The sequence below is a fragment of the Paraburkholderia sp. GAS333 genome (assembly GCF_050435665.1).
In the GTDB taxonomy this organism is placed as follows: Bacteria; Pseudomonadota; Gammaproteobacteria; order Burkholderiales; family Burkholderiaceae; genus Paraburkholderia; species Paraburkholderia fungorum_A.
The window spans coordinates 457,189-471,977 of record NZ_JBNDKS010000001.1 but is presented as its reverse complement, the minus strand read 5'-3'; the positions used below and the strand labels follow the sequence as shown (position 1 = coordinate 471,977).

Genomic DNA, 14,789 nt, shown 5'->3' with positions numbered 1-14,789 from the left:
CGAGACGATGTAATGCTATCTTCGGATCTGGATGGCGATCTACGTGCGCGAGGCCGGCTTTGGCACGACCCCATGCGTAACGCGCGCCCGGTCCGCACTGTCTTTCGGATTCGCCATGACAACGCAAACCATCCGCTTTTATCACCAGGGGTCCGTCCGTGAGGTCGCGGGCGTCCCGGCGACGCGCACCGTGCTTCAGCACCTGCGCGAGGATCTGCATTGCACCGGCACCAAGGAAGGCTGCGCGGAAGGCGATTGCGGCGCGTGCACGGTGGTCGTCGGCGAACTCGACGCGCGCGGCGCGCTGGCGCTGAAAGCGGTCAACGCGTGCATCCAGTTTCTGCCGACGCTCGACGGCCGCGCCCTCTTCACCGTCGAAGACCTGCGCGCCGCCGACGGCACGCTGCATCCGGTGCAACAGACGATGGTCGATTGCCACGGCTCCCAGTGCGGTTTCTGCACCCCCGGTTTCATCATGTCGATGTGGGCGCTGTACGAAAACCAGCCCGCCGATGCAGGCCTCCCCACCCGCGACGAAATCAACGCAGCGCTGTCCGGCAATCTGTGCCGCTGTACCGGCTACCGGCCGATTGTCGACGCATCGCAGAAAATGTTCGACTATCCGCATTACCCGCGCGTGGCGCTGGACCGCGAGGCCGTCGCCGAAGCATTAACCGGGCTGCAACGCAAAGACACCTTCGAATACCACGCGTCCGACACGCGCGGCGCGGCCTTCGGCACGCACACTTTTCACGCGCCGGTTTCGCTCGACGCCTTCGCCCGGCTGCGCGCGGCCAACACCCAGGCAAGGCTGCTGGCGGGCAGCACCGACGTAGGCCTGTGGGTCACCAAGCAGTTCCGCGATCTCGGCGACATCCTGTACATCGGCAACGTCGCCGAACTGAAGGGCATCGAGCGCGATGCGCAGACGTTGACCATCGGGGCGGCCGTCACGCTGGAAGACGCATACGCCGCCCTCGCCGCCGACTACCCCGAACTCGCCGAACTGTGGACGCGCTTCGCGTCGCGGCCGATCCGCAACGCGGGCACGCTCGGCGGCAATGTCGCGAACGGCTCGCCGATTGGCGATTCGATGCCGGCGCTGCTCGCGCTCGACGCGGAAATCGTGCTGCGCCACGGCCCGACAACGCGCACGCTGCCGCTCGACGCGTTCTATCTCGGCTATCAGAAGACCGCGCTCGCAGCCGGAGAGTTTATCGTGGCGCTGCGCGTGCCGCGTCCGGCGGGCAATCTGCGGTTTCGTACTTACAAGGTGTCGAAACGCTACGATCAGGACATTTCGGCGGTTTGCGCCGCATTCTCGCTGCACCTCGGCGACGACGGCACGATCCGCGAAGCCCGCATCGCGTTTGGCGGGATGGCGGCCACGCCGAAGCGGGCCGCGCAAACCGAAGCCGTGCTGAACGGCGCAACATGGGACGAAAGCACAGCGCGCCAGGCGATGAACGCACTCGTCGCCGATTACCAGCCGCTCACCGACATGCGCGCGTCGAGCGCGTACCGGCTGAAGGTGGCGCGCAACCTGCTGTGGCGCTTTCATCTGGAAACGCGCAATGACGCGCCGCTCGCGCTGTTCGACGTGAATGCGTTCGCGTTCGACCTCGGTGCGCACGAGGCGCCGGTCGCGCAGGAGTCGCCGTGATGAACCGCACCGATACTTTCGTTGAACACGCCGTTAAGCACGCCGTTGCCCAATCCAGCGACGACACTGCCATCGGCGTCTCTCTGCCGCACGAATCGGCCGCGCTGCACGTGAGCGGCGAAGCAACCTACACCGACGACATCGCCGAATTGCACGGCACGCTGCACGCGGCGCTCGGGCTCTCGCGCCATGCGCACGCCCGAATCGTGTCGATCGATCTGGACGCGGTCAGGAAAGCGCCCGGCGTGGTCGCGGTGCTGACCGCCGACGACATCCCCGGTGAAAACAATTGCGGCCCGGTGCTGCACGACGACCCGATTCTCGCGGTCGATGAAGTGCTGTATCTCGGCCAGCCGGTGTTCGCGGTGATCGCGGAAACTCATGAGCTCGCCCGCCGCGCGGCGGCGCTCGCGAAAAGCGACGACGTGATCCGCTACGAGCCGCTCGAAGCGATCCTCACGCCCGCCGATGCGAAAGCCGCGAAACAGTTTGTGCTGCCGCCGCTGCATCTGAAGCGCGGCGATCCCGACGCGAAAATCGCGAGCGCGCCGCACAAGATCAAAGGCACGTTCGAAGTCGGCGGCCAGGAACAGTTCTATCTCGAAGGACAGATCGCGTACGCCGTGCCGAAGGAAATGGACGGCATGCTCGTCTACAGTTCGACGCAGCATCCGAGCGAAATGCAGCAGGTCGTCGCACATATGCTCGACTGGCCCGCGCACAACGTCGTGTGCGAATGCCGACGGATGGGCGGCGGCTTTGGCGGCAAGGAATCGCAATCGGCGCTGTTCGCGTGCGTCGCGGCGCTGGCGGCAAAACGGCTGCGTCGTCCGGTCAAGTTGCGCGCCGATCGCGACGACGATTTCATGATCACCGGCAAGCGCCACGACGCGGTCTACGAATACGAAGCGGGTTTCGACGACAGCGGCCGGATCCTCGGCGCGCGCGTCGAAATTGCGTTGCGCGCGGGCTATTCCGCCGATCTTTCAGGTGCCGTCGCGACCCGCGCCGTGTGTCACTTCGACAACGCGTACTACCTCGGCGACGTCGATATCGTCGCGCTGTGCTGCAAGACCAATACGCAGTCGAACACAGCGTTTCGCGGTTTCGGCGGACCGCAAGGCGCGCTGGTGATGGAAGTGATGCTCGACAGCATCGCGCGTCAGTTGAACTGCGATCCGCTCGACGTACGGCTCGCCAACTATTACGGCATCGGCGAACGCGATACGACGCCGTACGGGCAGCGCGTCGAGGACAACATCATCGCCCCGCTCACCGACGAGCTGCTCGACACCAGCGACTATCGCGCGCGCCGCGAGGCCATTGCGGCCTTCAACGCAGGCAGTCCGGTGCTCAAGCGCGGGCTCGCGTTTTCGCCGGTCAAGTTCGGTATTTCGTTCAACGTGCCGTTTCTGAATCAGGCCGGTGCGCTGGTGCATGTGTACAAGGACGGCTCGGTGCTCGTGAATCACGGCGGCACCGAAATGGGCCAGGGCTTGAACACCAAGGTCGCGCAGGTGGTCGCCAATCAGCTTGGCTTGCCGTTGTCGCGCGTGCGGGTCACGGCGACCGACACGTCCAAGGTTGCGAATACGTCGGCGACAGCGGCGTCCACCGGCAGCGATCTGAACGGCAAGGCGGCCGAGGCCGCCGCGCGCACGATTCGCTTAAGGCTCGCGGAACTCGCGGCGAAGCAACTCGGCGGCCACGCGGACGACGTGCAGTTCGCGCACGGCACGGTGTCGGTCAATGACGGCGCGATGCCGTTCGAACAGCTGGTCGGCGCGGCGTATCTCGCGCGCGTGCAGTTGTGGTCGGACGGTTTCTACACGACGCCGAAAGTACACTGGGATGCGAAAACGCTGACCGGTCACCCGTTTTATTACTTCGCGTATGGCGCGGCCGTGTCCGAAGTCGTGATCGACACGTTGACCGGCGAATGGAAACTCGTGCGCGCCGACGTGCTGCACGATGCCGGTCAGTCGATCAACCCCGCTATCGACATCGGTCAGGTGGAAGGCGGCTTTATTCAGGGCATGGGCTGGCTCACCACCGAAGAACTATGGTGGAACCGCGATGGCCGTCTGATGACGCATGCGCCGTCCACGTACAAGATTCCCGCTGTCAGCGACACGCCCGCCGCGTTTCGCGTGCAGCTTTACCAGAATCAGAACGCCGAGCCGACCGTGTTCCGTTCGAAGGCTGTCGGCGAGCCGCCTTTGCTACTGCCGTTCTCGGTGTTTCTGGCGATCCGCGATGCCATCGCAGCGGCTGTGCCGGGCGCGCAACGTGCTCCATTGTTGAGAGCGCCCGCCACACCCGAAGCGATACTCGATGCGCTGGACGCGTTGCAATCCGCGAGCACGAGTGAAGACCATGCAGCGGAGCCGGTCACAACGGACACGACCGCCTGACGGAAACGGTCAACAAGGAAAGCAACCCGAATAGCCCAACGGCATAACGCGACACCCAGGCAATACTGAAGCAACACAACCGCATCACGCCACAAGCAACCCGCCGCACGGACGCCCCGCGCGGCCCAGTATGGAGAACCGCCGGATGCAAGCCTGGCTACCTGACCTGCAGCACCTCCTCGCTCACGGCGACGCCGCCGTGCTGGTGACGGTCGCGCGCGTCGAAGGTTCGGCGCCCCGCGAAGCCGGCACCAGGATGATCGTCACGCGCGAATCGGCGAAATATACGATTGGAGGCGGCCATCTCGAGTGGAAAGCCATCGAGACCGCGCGCCAGGTGTTGCGCGACGGCATGCGCTCGCCGCATATGCGCCGGCTCGAGCGTTTCGCGCTCGGTCCGAGCCTCGGCCAATGCTGCGGCGGCGCGGTGATTCTCGCGTTCGAACGGCTCGATATCGCCGACCTCGGCTGGATCACGTCGCTCGCGAAACGCACGGCTGCCGGCCTTTCGACGGTGCGTAGCGTATCATTCGGCCCCGCACCGGATGCGGTGATGCTGTCCGACCCCGAACCGGGCGTCGACGCGGCGGACTGTCTGCTGTGGGACGGCGCAGGCTTCGACGACAGCGGTGCGCTGCTCACCGAAACCATCGCGCCAGGCGACTTCTCCGTCGTGCTGTTCGGCGCCGGTCACGTGGGCGCCGCGCTGGTTCGCGTGCTCGCCACGCTGCCCTGCACCGTGCGCTGGGTCGACGAACGCGACGCGCAGTTTCCGCCGCTGGAATCGCTGCACGCGCCGAACCTCAAGATCGATGCCAACGACGCGCCCGACGAAGCGATCGACCAGGCCACGCCGAACACGTACTTCATCGTGATGACGCACAACCATGCGCTCGATCTCGACCTGGCCGAGCGCATCTTGCGGCGTGGCGATTTCGCGTTCTTCGGCATGATCGGCTCGCATAGCAAGCGCAAGCAGTTCGAACATCGGCTGGCCGCACGCGGCATCGACCCGTCGCAGGTTGCGCGGATGAAGTGTCCGCTCGGCGTCGACGGAATCGTCGACAAGTCGCCGGAAGTCATTGCGATTTCGGCGGCCGCGCAGGTGTTGCAGGCGGTCGAGGCAAACGCGGGCACGCACCACGCGACCCAGCAGACGGTTTGACGCATGGCACGGGTTGATCGAACTGACCAGCGCTTCGGGCTGAATCGAACGCATCCGGCGAACCGACTCTAACAAACGCAAATTCATCATGACTACAACGACTGCACCCTCCACGACGCTGATTGAAAAAGCTGCACGTGCCCCGAAGGCCGAACTGCACATTCACATCGAAGGCTCGCTCGAACCCGAACTGATTTTCGCGCTCGCCGAACGCAACGGCGTGAAGCTCGCGTACGACTCGATCGACGCGCTGCGCGCCGCCTATGCGTTCACCGATCTGCAATCGTTCCTCGATATTTACTACGCGGGCGCGAGCGTGCTGCTGCACGAGCAGGACTTCTACGACATGACAATGGCGTACGTCGAACGCTGCCTCGCCGACAACGTGATCCACAGCGAAATCTTCTTCGATCCGCAGACGCACACCGAACGCGGTGTCGCGATCGCGACTGTGGTCGCGGGGATCGAACGCGCGCTCGCCGACGCGGAAAAGCGCGGCATGACGAGCAAGCTGATCCTGTGTTTCCTGCGCCATCTGTCCGAAGACGATGCGCTCGCCACGTTCGAAGAAGCACGGCCTTTGTTCGACCAGTACAAGCATCGTCTGATCGGCGTCGGGCTGGATTCGTCGGAACGCGGCCATCCGCCTTCGAAGTTCGAGCGCGTGTTTGCCAAGGCGCGCGCGCTGGGTCTGAAGCTCGTCGCGCATGCGGGTGAAGAAGGCCCGCCGTCGTATATCTACGAAGCGCTCGATCTGCTGAAAGTGGATCGCGTCGATCACGGCGTGCGCAGCATCGAAGACGCCGCGCTGGTCACGCGTCTTGCCGATACGCGCGTCGCGCTGACCGTGTGCCCGCTGTCGAACCTCAAGCTCTGCGTGTTCGACGACATGACGAAGCACACGCTGAAGGACCTGCTCGATCGCGGCGTCGCCGTCACGGTGAACTCCGACGACCCGGCCTACTTCGGCGGCTACGTGAACGCCAACTATTTCGCCATCATCGACGCGTTGAAGCTCAACGATGCCGAGGTCTACACGATCATCCGCAACAGCTTCGAAGCGTCGTTCGTGACGCCTGAGCAACGCAGCGAACTGATCGCGAAGCTCGACGCGCACTGGCATCAAAGCGGCCCGCAATGACGGGCTGGTAATGGACAGCCGGCGGCGTCACGGGCTTCTCGAAAGCGCGTGACCGAAGCGCCGCCCGCGCTGTCCGGTTCACACATCTGGAGACGGTTTTTCCATGACTCAATCGACTAACCCGGCCGTGAAGGCTCAATCGGGCCAATCCGGCCAGGCCGCGTTCCGCGCGCAATTGCTGACCTTCAACGGCGACCCTGCACAATCGCCCGACGCGGCGGTGTTCAACGAAGACGGTCTGCTGATCGTCGAAGACGGCCATGTCGTCGCGGCGGGCGCATATGCGGCGCTCGCGTCGCGACTCGCGCCCGGCACGCAGGTGCAGGAGATGCGCGACAAGCTGATCGTGCCGGGTTTTATCGATACGCACATCCACTATCCGCAGACGGACATGATCGCGTCGCCGGCGCCGGGTTTGTTGCCGTGGCTCGACACGTACACGTTCCCGACCGAGCGGCGCTTCGGCGACCCCGCGATCGCGCGCGACACGGCGAGCTTCTTCGTCGACGAACTGCTGGCTTGCGGCACGACGACGGCGCTCGTGTATTGCACGGTCCACAAGGAATCCGCCGACGCACTGTTCACCGAAAGCGAAGCGCGCAATCTGCGGATGGTGGCGGGCAAGGTGCTAATGGACCGCAACTGTCCCGAGTTTTTGCGCGACACCGCGCAATCGGGTTATGACGACAGCGCCGAGCTGATCGGCCGCTGGCACAATCGCGGCCGCCAGATGTATGCGCTGACGCCGCGCTTCGCGCCGACCTCGACCGAAGCGCAACTGGAAGCGTGCAGCGTGCTGGCGGGTCAGCACCCGGACATCTTCATCCAGAGCCACGTCGCGGAAAATACCGACGAAGTGAAGTGGGTCGCCGATCTGTTTCCGGGTCACCGCAGCTATCTGGACATTTACGACCACTACGGCCTGCTGCGCCGCCGCGCGGTGTACGGCCATTGCATCTACCTCGACGAGGAAGACCGCAAACGCATGGCGCAGACCGGTACGGTCGCGTCGCACTGCCCGACCTCGAATCTGTTTCTCGGCAGCGGCCTGTTCGATTTCGACAAGGCCGACGAAGCGGGCATGCCGGTCGCGCTGGCGACCGACGTCGGCGGCGGCACGTCGTTCTCGATGCTGCAGACGATGAACGAAGCGCATAAGGTCGCGCGCCTCGGCGGCCATCATCTGACGGCCACGCGGATGTTCTATCTGGCGACTGCGGGCGCAGCCAAGGCGCTCGATCTCACGGACAAGGTCGGCACGTTGAAGCCGTCGACGGAAGCGGACTTCGTGGTGCTCGATCCGCAGGCGACGCCGTTGCTCGCGCGACGTACCGCGCGTACGGAGTCGCTGGAGGAATTGCTGTTCGCGTTTGCACTGCTCGGCGACGACCGCGCGATTTATGAAACGTATGCGGCGGGCAAGCGGGTGCATCGACGGGATGCGGGGCGGCAGAACGCGACAGGCGCGGCGAGGATCGCGGCTTGATCTGGCCCGATCCCGCTCACGCGGGCCAATAAAAAACGGCGCTTCGTTTCACGGAAGCGCCGTTTTCATTTCAACGTCGGCATTGCATCGTCACCGCTGCGTGCAAACCTCATGCAACGCAGTCAATCGGCGGACCGGATCGGCCACGTACGGATTCGATTCATCCCATGCATAGCCCGCCAGAACCGCGCTGATCATCCGGCGGATGGACGGCGTCTGCTCCGGGTAGTAAATGATGTCCTGCAACTCGCCGGTGTACCAGCGTTCGACGAACGCGCGGAACGCGTCGATCCCCTTGCGCAACGGCCGGTCGTAAGCGGTCGCCCAGTCAACCGGCTCGCCATCGAGCTGGCGGTTCAAGGTCTGCACGGCAAGCTGCGCCGAGCGCAGCGCAATCGTCACCCCTGACGAAAACACCGGATCGAGGAATTCGCCCGCATTGCCGAGCAACGCGTAACCCGGCCCATGCAGACGTTCGACGTTCGCCGAGTAGCCGCCGATATGCCGCACCGGCATCAGGAACGGCGCGTTGCCGATCAACCGGTTCAGCGTCGGCTCCTGCTGGATCAGCGTGCGCAACGCCGCTTCGCGCTCCGCTTCCGGCATGCCGAGGAAGCTCGCCTCGGCGACACATCCCACCGACGAGCGGCCGCCCGCCAGCGGAATCATCCAGAACCACACGTCGCGGCGCTCCGGGTGCGTGGCGACGCAGATCTTGTTGCGGTCGCTCGCGTCGACCGGAATACCGTCGCGGACATGCGTGAAAAGCGCGGCGCGCGTAGGCATCCGGGTGGGCGCTTCGAGATTCAGCAGACGCGGCAGCACACGGCCAAAGCCGCTCGCATCCAGCACGAAACGCGCTTCGATCTGATGAGCATTGCCCGCCTCGTCGACCACCTCGACGACCGGCGCGTCCCCCGTGCGAACCGACGTCACCGTTTGACCGAAGCGCACGTCGGCGCCCTGCTGCGCCGCGCAGCGAATCAGGATGTCGTCGAACGCGGCACGCTCGACCTGATACGTGGTGCCCCAACCGGGCGAATGCTTGTCGCGGAAATCGAACGTGGACGACTTGTCGCGATAAATAAAATGCGCGCCGTTCTTGTACTGAAAACCGGCCTCGACCACTGCCTGCAGCATGCCGGCCTCTTCCAGATAAGCCATGCTTTGCGGCAAAAGGCTCTCGCCGATGGAGAAGCGCGGAAAATGCTGGCGCTCCAGCACGAGCACCGAACGGCCGGCCTTACGCAACAGCGCAGCAGCAACCGCGCCCGCCGGTCCCGCGCCGATAATCGCGACGTCGACCGACGACGGCATTGCCAAATGTTTGCTCAATTCTTCCCTCGATTGTTTATAAGTTATGTACAGCGTTTCGCTGTATCTTCAGTTCTCGCTACAATCGCGCCTGCCAGCAGGATCAAAAAATCTCCCCGAGGAAAACGCGATATGTCGTCATCCGAATCATCCACTGTGCCGTTCGTCCCGGAGACGGCATTCGGCACCTGGTTTCTGCGGACCCACACATGGGAACATCATGTGCTGAGAGTCGCGATCAACGATCTGAAAGGCCTGATCGGCACTCCGTTGCCCGTCGCGCCGGTCATCGTCGACGTGGGTTGCGGGCAAGGCATTTCGTTTCGCCTGCTTGCAGAAGCGTTCAAGCCGCGCCGCATAGTCGGGATCGATTTTCATGAGCCTTCGCTGACGCTGGCAGCCGCTGCGGCCAATGCGTGCCGTCCGCTGGTTGCCGATATCGAATTGATGCACGGTGACTGCGCGCAGCTGTCGTTGCCGGACGCCAGCGCGGATATCGTGTTCTGTCATCAAACGTTTCATCATCTGGTCGAACAGGAACGCGCACTCGCCGAATTCCACCGCATACTGAAACCGGGCGGCATTCTGCTGTTCGCGGAATCGACCGACGCGTATATCAAATCGTGGGTGATCCGGCTGCTGTTCCGTCATCCGATGCAGGTGCAAAAAAGCGCCGACGGTTATCTCGACATGCTTCGCCACGGCGGCTTCCGGTTCGGCAAACACAACATCTCGCTGCCGTACCTGTGGTGGAGCCGCGCGAAAGATTTCGGTCTGCTCGAACGGCTCGGGCTATACCGTCCGCGACCCGGCAAGCGTCGTGAGACGCTCGTCAATGTCGCGGCGGTCAAGCCAGGTTAAAGCGCGCGAAGCACAGTGCACGATTGACAGACGAAGGCGGCGACTCGCCGCCTTGCTGTTACTCCGGCATCCGCTGTCGCCTTACTTGCGCAACGTCACCACGTCGCCTTTCAGCGCGACGCCCGCGACCATCGCACCTGCTCCGCACGTGTATTCGGTCGCGCTCTCGCGCACGTCTTTCTTGTAGTTGCTCTTGATGTTGATCACCGCGTTGCCGCCTTCCTTGCGCGCGCGCTCCTGCAACTCCTGCACCGCCGAAAGGAACACGTGCTGACATGCATCCAGGTCGCTGCGGCCGAATGCATTGGTCTTCTTGTTGGTCGAGAATTCACCCATCGTCTTGTCGACGCGCGGATGCGACTGTCCGGCGAAATACAGGGCGACGTCGTCGCCGACCTTGCCCGGCTCGCTATGCAATGCCTGATCGATCGGATAGGTAGAGACGGTGTCGCGTGCAAAAGCCGGCGCGGCGGTGAGCGTAGCGACAGAAGCAAACAATGCGGCAAACATCAGATGGCGTTTCATTGAGACCCCCAGGTAGTCGTTATTGCGTTGATGAGTTCTATTTGATTGCAGCTTAATTCGCTTCCAGTACGACGAGTCGTCCGCGCACCGCAACTGCGGCGGCACTCGAACTGACGCCGCACGTGAAGGCGTCGGGTGACGTGCTTTCGGTACTGTGAAAGCGCGTCGATACATCGATGACGGCATTGGCGTGTTGCGCGCGTGCTGCTTCACGCAGCCTGTGCATCCCTTCGGCGAGCGCGTCCGAGCATGCCTGCTCGGCGGTCGCGACATTGCGCGCAACCCGCACCGAATAGTTCACGTCGCCCAACTGACGCCCCACCGCCGGATGATTCTGCTGGCCGAAGTACACCTGCACGCCATCGTGCGACTGACTCGCAGCGGACGACAGCGGCAGCGATTTCACCTGCGTGGCGCAGCCCGTTTGCGTCGCCGCGACGATCGCGAATGCACCGAATGCGGCCAGCTTCTTTACTGTTGTCGTTATCACTTTTGTTGTCCCTGAAGTTAAGCCGGCTTGCACCGTTTAATCGCCCTTCCACGCATCGAACATCAAGCTCGCGCAACTGCCGCCGAAGCCGAACGACACCGACATCGCCGTGTCGATACGCGCGTTGTGGGTGGTTCGCACAAGCGGCATGCCGAGCACTTCGGGGACCGGCGCGCCCTTGTCCGCCGTGCCCGCGATAAACCCGTCGCGCATCATCAGCAGCGTGTAGATCGCCTCGTGCGCGCCGCATGCGCCGAGCGAATGCCCGGTCATCCCTTTCGTCGACGAAAAAGCCGGCACGCCCTCACCGGATTCCGCGCCGAACACGTCGTTCAGTGCGCGCAGTTCTTCCAGATCGCCAAGCGGCGTCGACGGTGCGTGCGTGTTGATGTAATCAGGACGCCGGCCCGCTTCGTTCAACGCACTGCGCATGGCCCGCGCAATGCCACCCGCGCGCGGCGCGACCATTCCGGCTGCGTCCGTGCAATCGCCGTAACCGCTCAGCTCCGCGTAGATGCGCGCACCGCGCGCCAACGCGTGATCGAGCGCTTCGAGCACCAGCACGCCGCCGCCCGACGCGATCACGAAGCCGTCGCGCTGCATGTCGTAAGGACGCGACGCGTCTTCCGGCGTCTCGCTGAAACCGCGCGACAACGCGCCCATCGCGTCGAACATCAGCGTCATGTTGTCGTGCAGCGACTCGCTGCCGCCGGCCAGCACGATCTGCTGTCGGCCGGTCTGGATCAGCTGCATCGCCTGGCCGAGCGCGAGCGCCGACGTCGTGCACGCCGACGACGGCGAATAGCTCACTCCCTCGAGCCCAAATGCCTGCGCGACATTCGCCGATGCGGTGCTGCTCATCGCGTGCGGCACGATATACGGCGGCACTTTTTCGACGCCGCGCGCGTGGGCAATCGAGAGCGCCACGTCATAGCTCGACATCGTGCCGACGCCCGAGCCGATCACCGCACCCGCTTGCGGCGAACGCAACGCGGACGTCGCGAGTCCTGCGTCGTCGATGGCGCTGCGCGCTGCGTGGCACGCAAAGCGCGCCGTGTCGCCCATGAAGCGTTCGAGCTTGCGATCGAACGGCGGCTCGTTCGCCACCGACGCAACGCCCGCCACTTGCGAGCCGAAACCGCGCTCGCGCCATGCCTCGATCCGCTCGAGTCGCGAACGGCCCGCGCGCAACGCGGCGGCTACGTCGTCGAGCGTATTGCCCAGGCACGAGACGATCCCCATGCCGGTGATCACCACTCTTTGCAGCGGCACGCTCATCGAACGCGCCTGAAAATCAGCGACGTATTGATGCCGCCGAATGCGAAGTTATTGCTCATCACATGCTCGGCGTCGATCTCGCGAGCCGCGCCGGCGATGTAGTCGAGCGACGCACAGGCCGGGTCGACGTTCTCCAGATTCAGCGTCGGCGCATACCAGTTGCGCTTCATCATCTCGATGGTCCACCACGCTTCAATCGCGCCGCATGCGCCGAGCGTATGACCCACGTAGCTTTTCAGCGAACTGATCGGCATGCGCGCGCCGAAGGTCTGCGCGGTGGCGTGACTTTCGGCGATGTCGCCGCGATCCGTCGAGGTGCCGTGCGCGTTCACGTAGGCAATCGCTTCCGGTGGCAATTGCGCATCACGCAGCGCGAACTGCATCGCAAGCGCCATCGTTTCGGCGGTCGGCTGGGTCATGTGCGCGCCGTCCGAATTGCAGCCGAAGCCGACGATCTCCGCGTGAATCCGCGCACCGCGCGCGACCGCATGTTCGTACTCTTCGAGCACCAGCGTGGCCGCCCCTTCTCCGACCACGAGACCGTCGCGCCGGGCGTCGAAAGGACGCGGCGTCAGATGCGGTTCGTCGTTGCGGGTGCTGGTCGCGTACAGCGTGTCGAATACCGCGACCGCCGGGCCCGACAGTTCTTCCGCGCCGCCCGCCAGCATCAGCGTCTGCTTGCCGGTCTGGATCGCTTCGTACGCGTAGCCGATCGCCTGGCTGCCCGACGCGCACGCGCACGAGGTCGGAATGATCCGCCCTTTCAGGTCCCAGAACAGGCTGACGTTGACCGCCGTCGTGTGCGGCATCATCTGCACGTAGCTGTTCGATGTGACCGTGCTCATCGAGCCGGTTTCGAGCATCGTGCCGAAGGCGCGGATCGGTTGCACCGAGCCCGACGACGAGCCATACGCGACGCCCATGCGGCCGTCGGCGATGCTCGGGTCGTCGGCGAGACCGGCGTCGGCAAGCGCCAGCTCGCTTGCGCGCACCGAGTACATGGAAACCGGTCCCATCGACCGCGTTTTCTTGCGCGGATAATGCGCGGGCAAGATGAAGCCGGGCAACGGACACGCGAGCCGCGTATGCAGCGACTCGAAGTAATCCCATTCGGCCATGCGCCGTACCGCGTTTTCGCCGCTTTTCAGGCGCGCTTCGATGGCGTCCCAGTGGTCGCCGAAGGCGGTGACGCCGCCCATGCCGGTAATGACGACGCGCTTCATCACACCATCCCGCCATTCACGCCGATCACCTGGCGAGTCACGTACGAAGCCGCGTCGGACATCAGGAAGCCCACCACCGACGCCACTTCGGCCGGTTCGCCGACGCGGTTCATCGGCACGGTCTTCAATGCCTGGTCGAGCGGCATCTGATCGAGCATGCCCGTGTCGATCAGACCCGGCGCGACACAGTTGACGGTGATGCCGCGCGTCGCCAGTTCCACCGCGAGCGCCTTGGTCGCGCCGATCAGACCGGCCTTCGCCGCGCTGTAGTTGACCTGGCCGCGATTGCCCATCACGCCCGATACCGATGCGATCGTGACGATGCGCCCGCCGCTGCGCGCGCGCACCATCGGCATGGTCAGCGGATGGACGACGTTGTAGAACGCGTCGAGACCGGTCTCGATCACGATGTCCCAATCTTCCTCGGTGAGCGCGGGAAACGCCGCGTCGCGGGTCACGCCCGCGCTGCACACGATTCCGTAGTACGGGCCGTGTGCGGCGACATCCGCTTCCAGCACCTCACGGCACGCAGCGCGTTCGCGCACGTCGAACTGCAACACGCGCGCCGTGCCGCCCTGGGCGGCGATGCCCGTCGCGACGGCGTCCGCTTCGCTGCGTCCGGTGCGGCAATGCACGGAGACCGCGAAACCGTCGGCCGCCAATTTGTACGCAATCGCGCGGCCAATGCCGCGGCTTGCGCCGGTAACCAGAACGCGCCGGCTCATGAACTGAAACTCCCCTCAATGAATGACTGAAAATCGCGCGGTTGAAACACCTTGATGACGGCCTCGGCACAACCCACATCGCGGTCGTGGATGGTGCATTCGTAAGCGCCGTGTCCTTCTTCGCTGCGCAGCAACTCGGTGACGTGAATCGACAGACGCGCGCCGCCCGCGAACACCGGCTGCAACGCCTTGTAGCTGCGCGAACCGAGCAGCACGCCCGGTCGCGCGCGGCCGCCGCTGCGCATCGCCAGCAACGAGACGTGCGCGGCAATCGCCTGCGCCATCAATTCGATGCCGATCCACGCGGGCATCGCGCCGTCGGCATCGGCGTACCACGCGTGCGGGTCGACGGTGGCGTGCGCGCTCAGCGTCTGTTCGTCGAAACGGTCGACGGCGTCGATCAGCAGCATGGTGCCGCGATGCGGGATGATCGCCTCGACCGGCTGCCGTGCCAGTTGCTCGTCGCCGAGTGGCTCGTTAATTAACGTAGTAGTCGTCATAAGC

Annotated in this window: 13 protein-coding genes; 6 read left to right on the top strand and 7 right to left on the bottom strand. The window is 64.4% G+C overall.

What is annotated here, in order from left to right:
* Nucleotides 1-115 precede the first annotated feature (115 nt).
* From xdhA to guaD, 5 genes are all read left to right on the top strand, one after another.
* Nucleotides 116-1,663, top strand: coding sequence for a xanthine dehydrogenase small subunit (gene xdhA / locus ABH945_RS02175; protein ID WP_429249579.1), 1,548 nt, complete (start codon nucleotides 116-118; stop codon nucleotides 1,661-1,663).
* Complete coding sequence (gene xdhB, locus ABH945_RS02170) at nucleotides 1,663-4,077, top strand: xanthine dehydrogenase molybdopterin binding subunit (protein ID WP_429249578.1); 2,415 nt, start codon at nucleotides 1,663-1,665, stop codon at nucleotides 4,075-4,077. The genes xdhA and xdhB overlap by 1 nt, the downstream gene beginning before the upstream one ends.
* A 145-nt stretch (nucleotides 4,078-4,222) precedes the next feature.
* Complete coding sequence (gene xdhC, locus ABH945_RS02165; RefSeq protein WP_429249577.1) at nucleotides 4,223-5,242, top strand: xanthine dehydrogenase accessory protein XdhC; 1,020 nt, start codon at nucleotides 4,223-4,225, stop codon at nucleotides 5,240-5,242.
* A gap of 88 nt (nucleotides 5,243-5,330) precedes the next feature.
* On the top strand, nucleotides 5,331-6,383 hold the full coding sequence (locus tag ABH945_RS02160; RefSeq protein WP_429249576.1) for an adenosine deaminase: 1,053 nt from the start codon (nucleotides 5,331-5,333) through the stop codon (nucleotides 6,381-6,383).
* 103 nt (nucleotides 6,384-6,486) lie between these two features.
* Nucleotides 6,487-7,869: a guanine deaminase gene (gene guaD, locus ABH945_RS02155; RefSeq protein WP_429249575.1), complete on the top strand. Its 1,383-nt coding sequence runs from the start codon at nucleotides 6,487-6,489 to the stop codon at nucleotides 7,867-7,869.
* 90 nt (nucleotides 7,870-7,959) lie between these two features.
* Here the strand turns inward: guaD and ABH945_RS02150 are convergent, their stop codons facing one another.
* Entirely contained in the window at nucleotides 7,960-9,186 is a 1,227-nt protein-coding gene (locus ABH945_RS02150; protein ID WP_074765167.1) for an NAD(P)/FAD-dependent oxidoreductase, read from the bottom strand.
* 129 nt (nucleotides 9,187-9,315) lie between these two features.
* On the opposite strand from ABH945_RS02150, the gene ABH945_RS02145 reads away from it, so the two are divergent.
* Entirely contained in the window at nucleotides 9,316-10,044 is a 729-nt protein-coding gene (locus ABH945_RS02145) for a class I SAM-dependent methyltransferase (protein ID WP_429249574.1), read from the top strand.
* 81 nt (nucleotides 10,045-10,125) lie between these two features.
* Here the strand turns inward: ABH945_RS02145 and ABH945_RS02140 are convergent, their stop codons facing one another.
* Genes ABH945_RS02140 through ABH945_RS02115 form a run of 6 tightly spaced genes read right to left on the bottom strand, consistent with a single transcriptional unit; the run spans nucleotide 10,126 to nucleotide 14,785 of the window.
* A complete protein-coding gene (locus ABH945_RS02140; protein WP_074765171.1) occupies nucleotides 10,126-10,569 on the bottom strand; it encodes an excinuclease ABC subunit A in 444 nt (147 codons plus the stop codon).
* Between the two features lie 52 nt (nucleotides 10,570-10,621).
* Nucleotides 10,622-11,056, bottom strand: coding sequence for a signal peptidase (locus ABH945_RS02135; RefSeq protein ID WP_429250350.1), 435 nt, complete (start codon nucleotides 11,054-11,056; stop codon nucleotides 10,622-10,624).
* 39 nt (nucleotides 11,057-11,095) lie between these two features.
* Nucleotides 11,096-12,337, bottom strand: coding sequence for a beta-ketoacyl synthase N-terminal-like domain-containing protein (locus ABH945_RS02130; protein WP_429249573.1), 1,242 nt, complete (start codon nucleotides 12,335-12,337; stop codon nucleotides 11,096-11,098).
* Nucleotides 12,334-13,560 (bottom strand): beta-ketoacyl-ACP synthase, encoded by a 1,227-nt coding sequence (locus ABH945_RS02125; protein ID WP_429249572.1) that lies wholly within the window; start codon nucleotides 13,558-13,560, stop codon nucleotides 12,334-12,336. Before ABH945_RS02125 ends, ABH945_RS02130 begins: the two co-directional genes overlap by 4 nt.
* A complete protein-coding gene (locus ABH945_RS02120) occupies nucleotides 13,560-14,285 on the bottom strand; it encodes a 3-ketoacyl-ACP reductase FabG2 (RefSeq protein WP_429249571.1) in 726 nt (241 codons plus the stop codon). The genes ABH945_RS02125 and ABH945_RS02120 overlap by 1 nt, the downstream gene beginning before the upstream one ends.
* The gene (locus tag ABH945_RS02115; RefSeq protein WP_429249570.1) at nucleotides 14,282-14,785 is read right to left on the bottom strand and encodes a hotdog family protein; all 504 of its coding nucleotides are present in this window, start codon (nucleotides 14,783-14,785) and stop codon (nucleotides 14,282-14,284) included. The genes ABH945_RS02120 and ABH945_RS02115 overlap by 4 nt, the downstream gene beginning before the upstream one ends.
* Nucleotides 14,786-14,789 lie beyond the last annotated feature (4 nt).

Excerpts from the sequence above, each read along its gene's own strand:
- xdhA (WP_429249579.1), top strand. The coding sequence starts at position 116 with ATGACAACGCAAACCATCCGCTTTTATCACCAGGGGTCCGTCCGTGAG.
- xdhB (WP_429249578.1), top strand. The coding sequence starts at position 1,663 with ATGAACCGCACCGATACTTTCGTTGAACACGCCGTTAAGCACGCCGTT.
- xdhC (WP_429249577.1), top strand. The coding sequence starts at position 4,223 with ATGCAAGCCTGGCTACCTGACCTGCAGCACCTCCTCGCTCACGGCGAC.
- ABH945_RS02160 (WP_429249576.1), top strand. The coding sequence starts at position 5,331 with ATGACTACAACGACTGCACCCTCCACGACGCTGATTGAAAAAGCTGCA.
- guaD (WP_429249575.1), top strand. The coding sequence starts at position 6,487 with ATGACTCAATCGACTAACCCGGCCGTGAAGGCTCAATCGGGCCAATCC.
- ABH945_RS02150 (WP_074765167.1), bottom strand. The coding sequence starts at position 9,186 with ATGCCGTCGTCGGTCGACGTCGCGATTATCGGCGCGGGACCGGCGGGC.
- ABH945_RS02145 (WP_429249574.1), top strand. The coding sequence starts at position 9,316 with ATGTCGTCATCCGAATCATCCACTGTGCCGTTCGTCCCGGAGACGGCA.
- ABH945_RS02140 (WP_074765171.1), bottom strand. The coding sequence starts at position 10,569 with ATGAAACGCCATCTGATGTTTGCCGCATTGTTTGCTTCTGTCGCTACG.
- ABH945_RS02130 (WP_429249573.1), bottom strand. The coding sequence starts at position 12,337 with ATGAGCGTGCCGCTGCAAAGAGTGGTGATCACCGGCATGGGGATCGTC.
- ABH945_RS02125 (WP_429249572.1), bottom strand. The coding sequence starts at position 13,560 with ATGAAGCGCGTCGTCATTACCGGCATGGGCGGCGTCACCGCCTTCGGC.
- ABH945_RS02120 (WP_429249571.1), bottom strand. The coding sequence starts at position 14,285 with ATGAGCCGGCGCGTTCTGGTTACCGGCGCAAGCCGCGGCATTGGCCGC.
- ABH945_RS02115 (WP_429249570.1), bottom strand. The coding sequence starts at position 14,785 with ATGACGACTACTACGTTAATTAACGAGCCACTCGGCGACGAGCAACTG.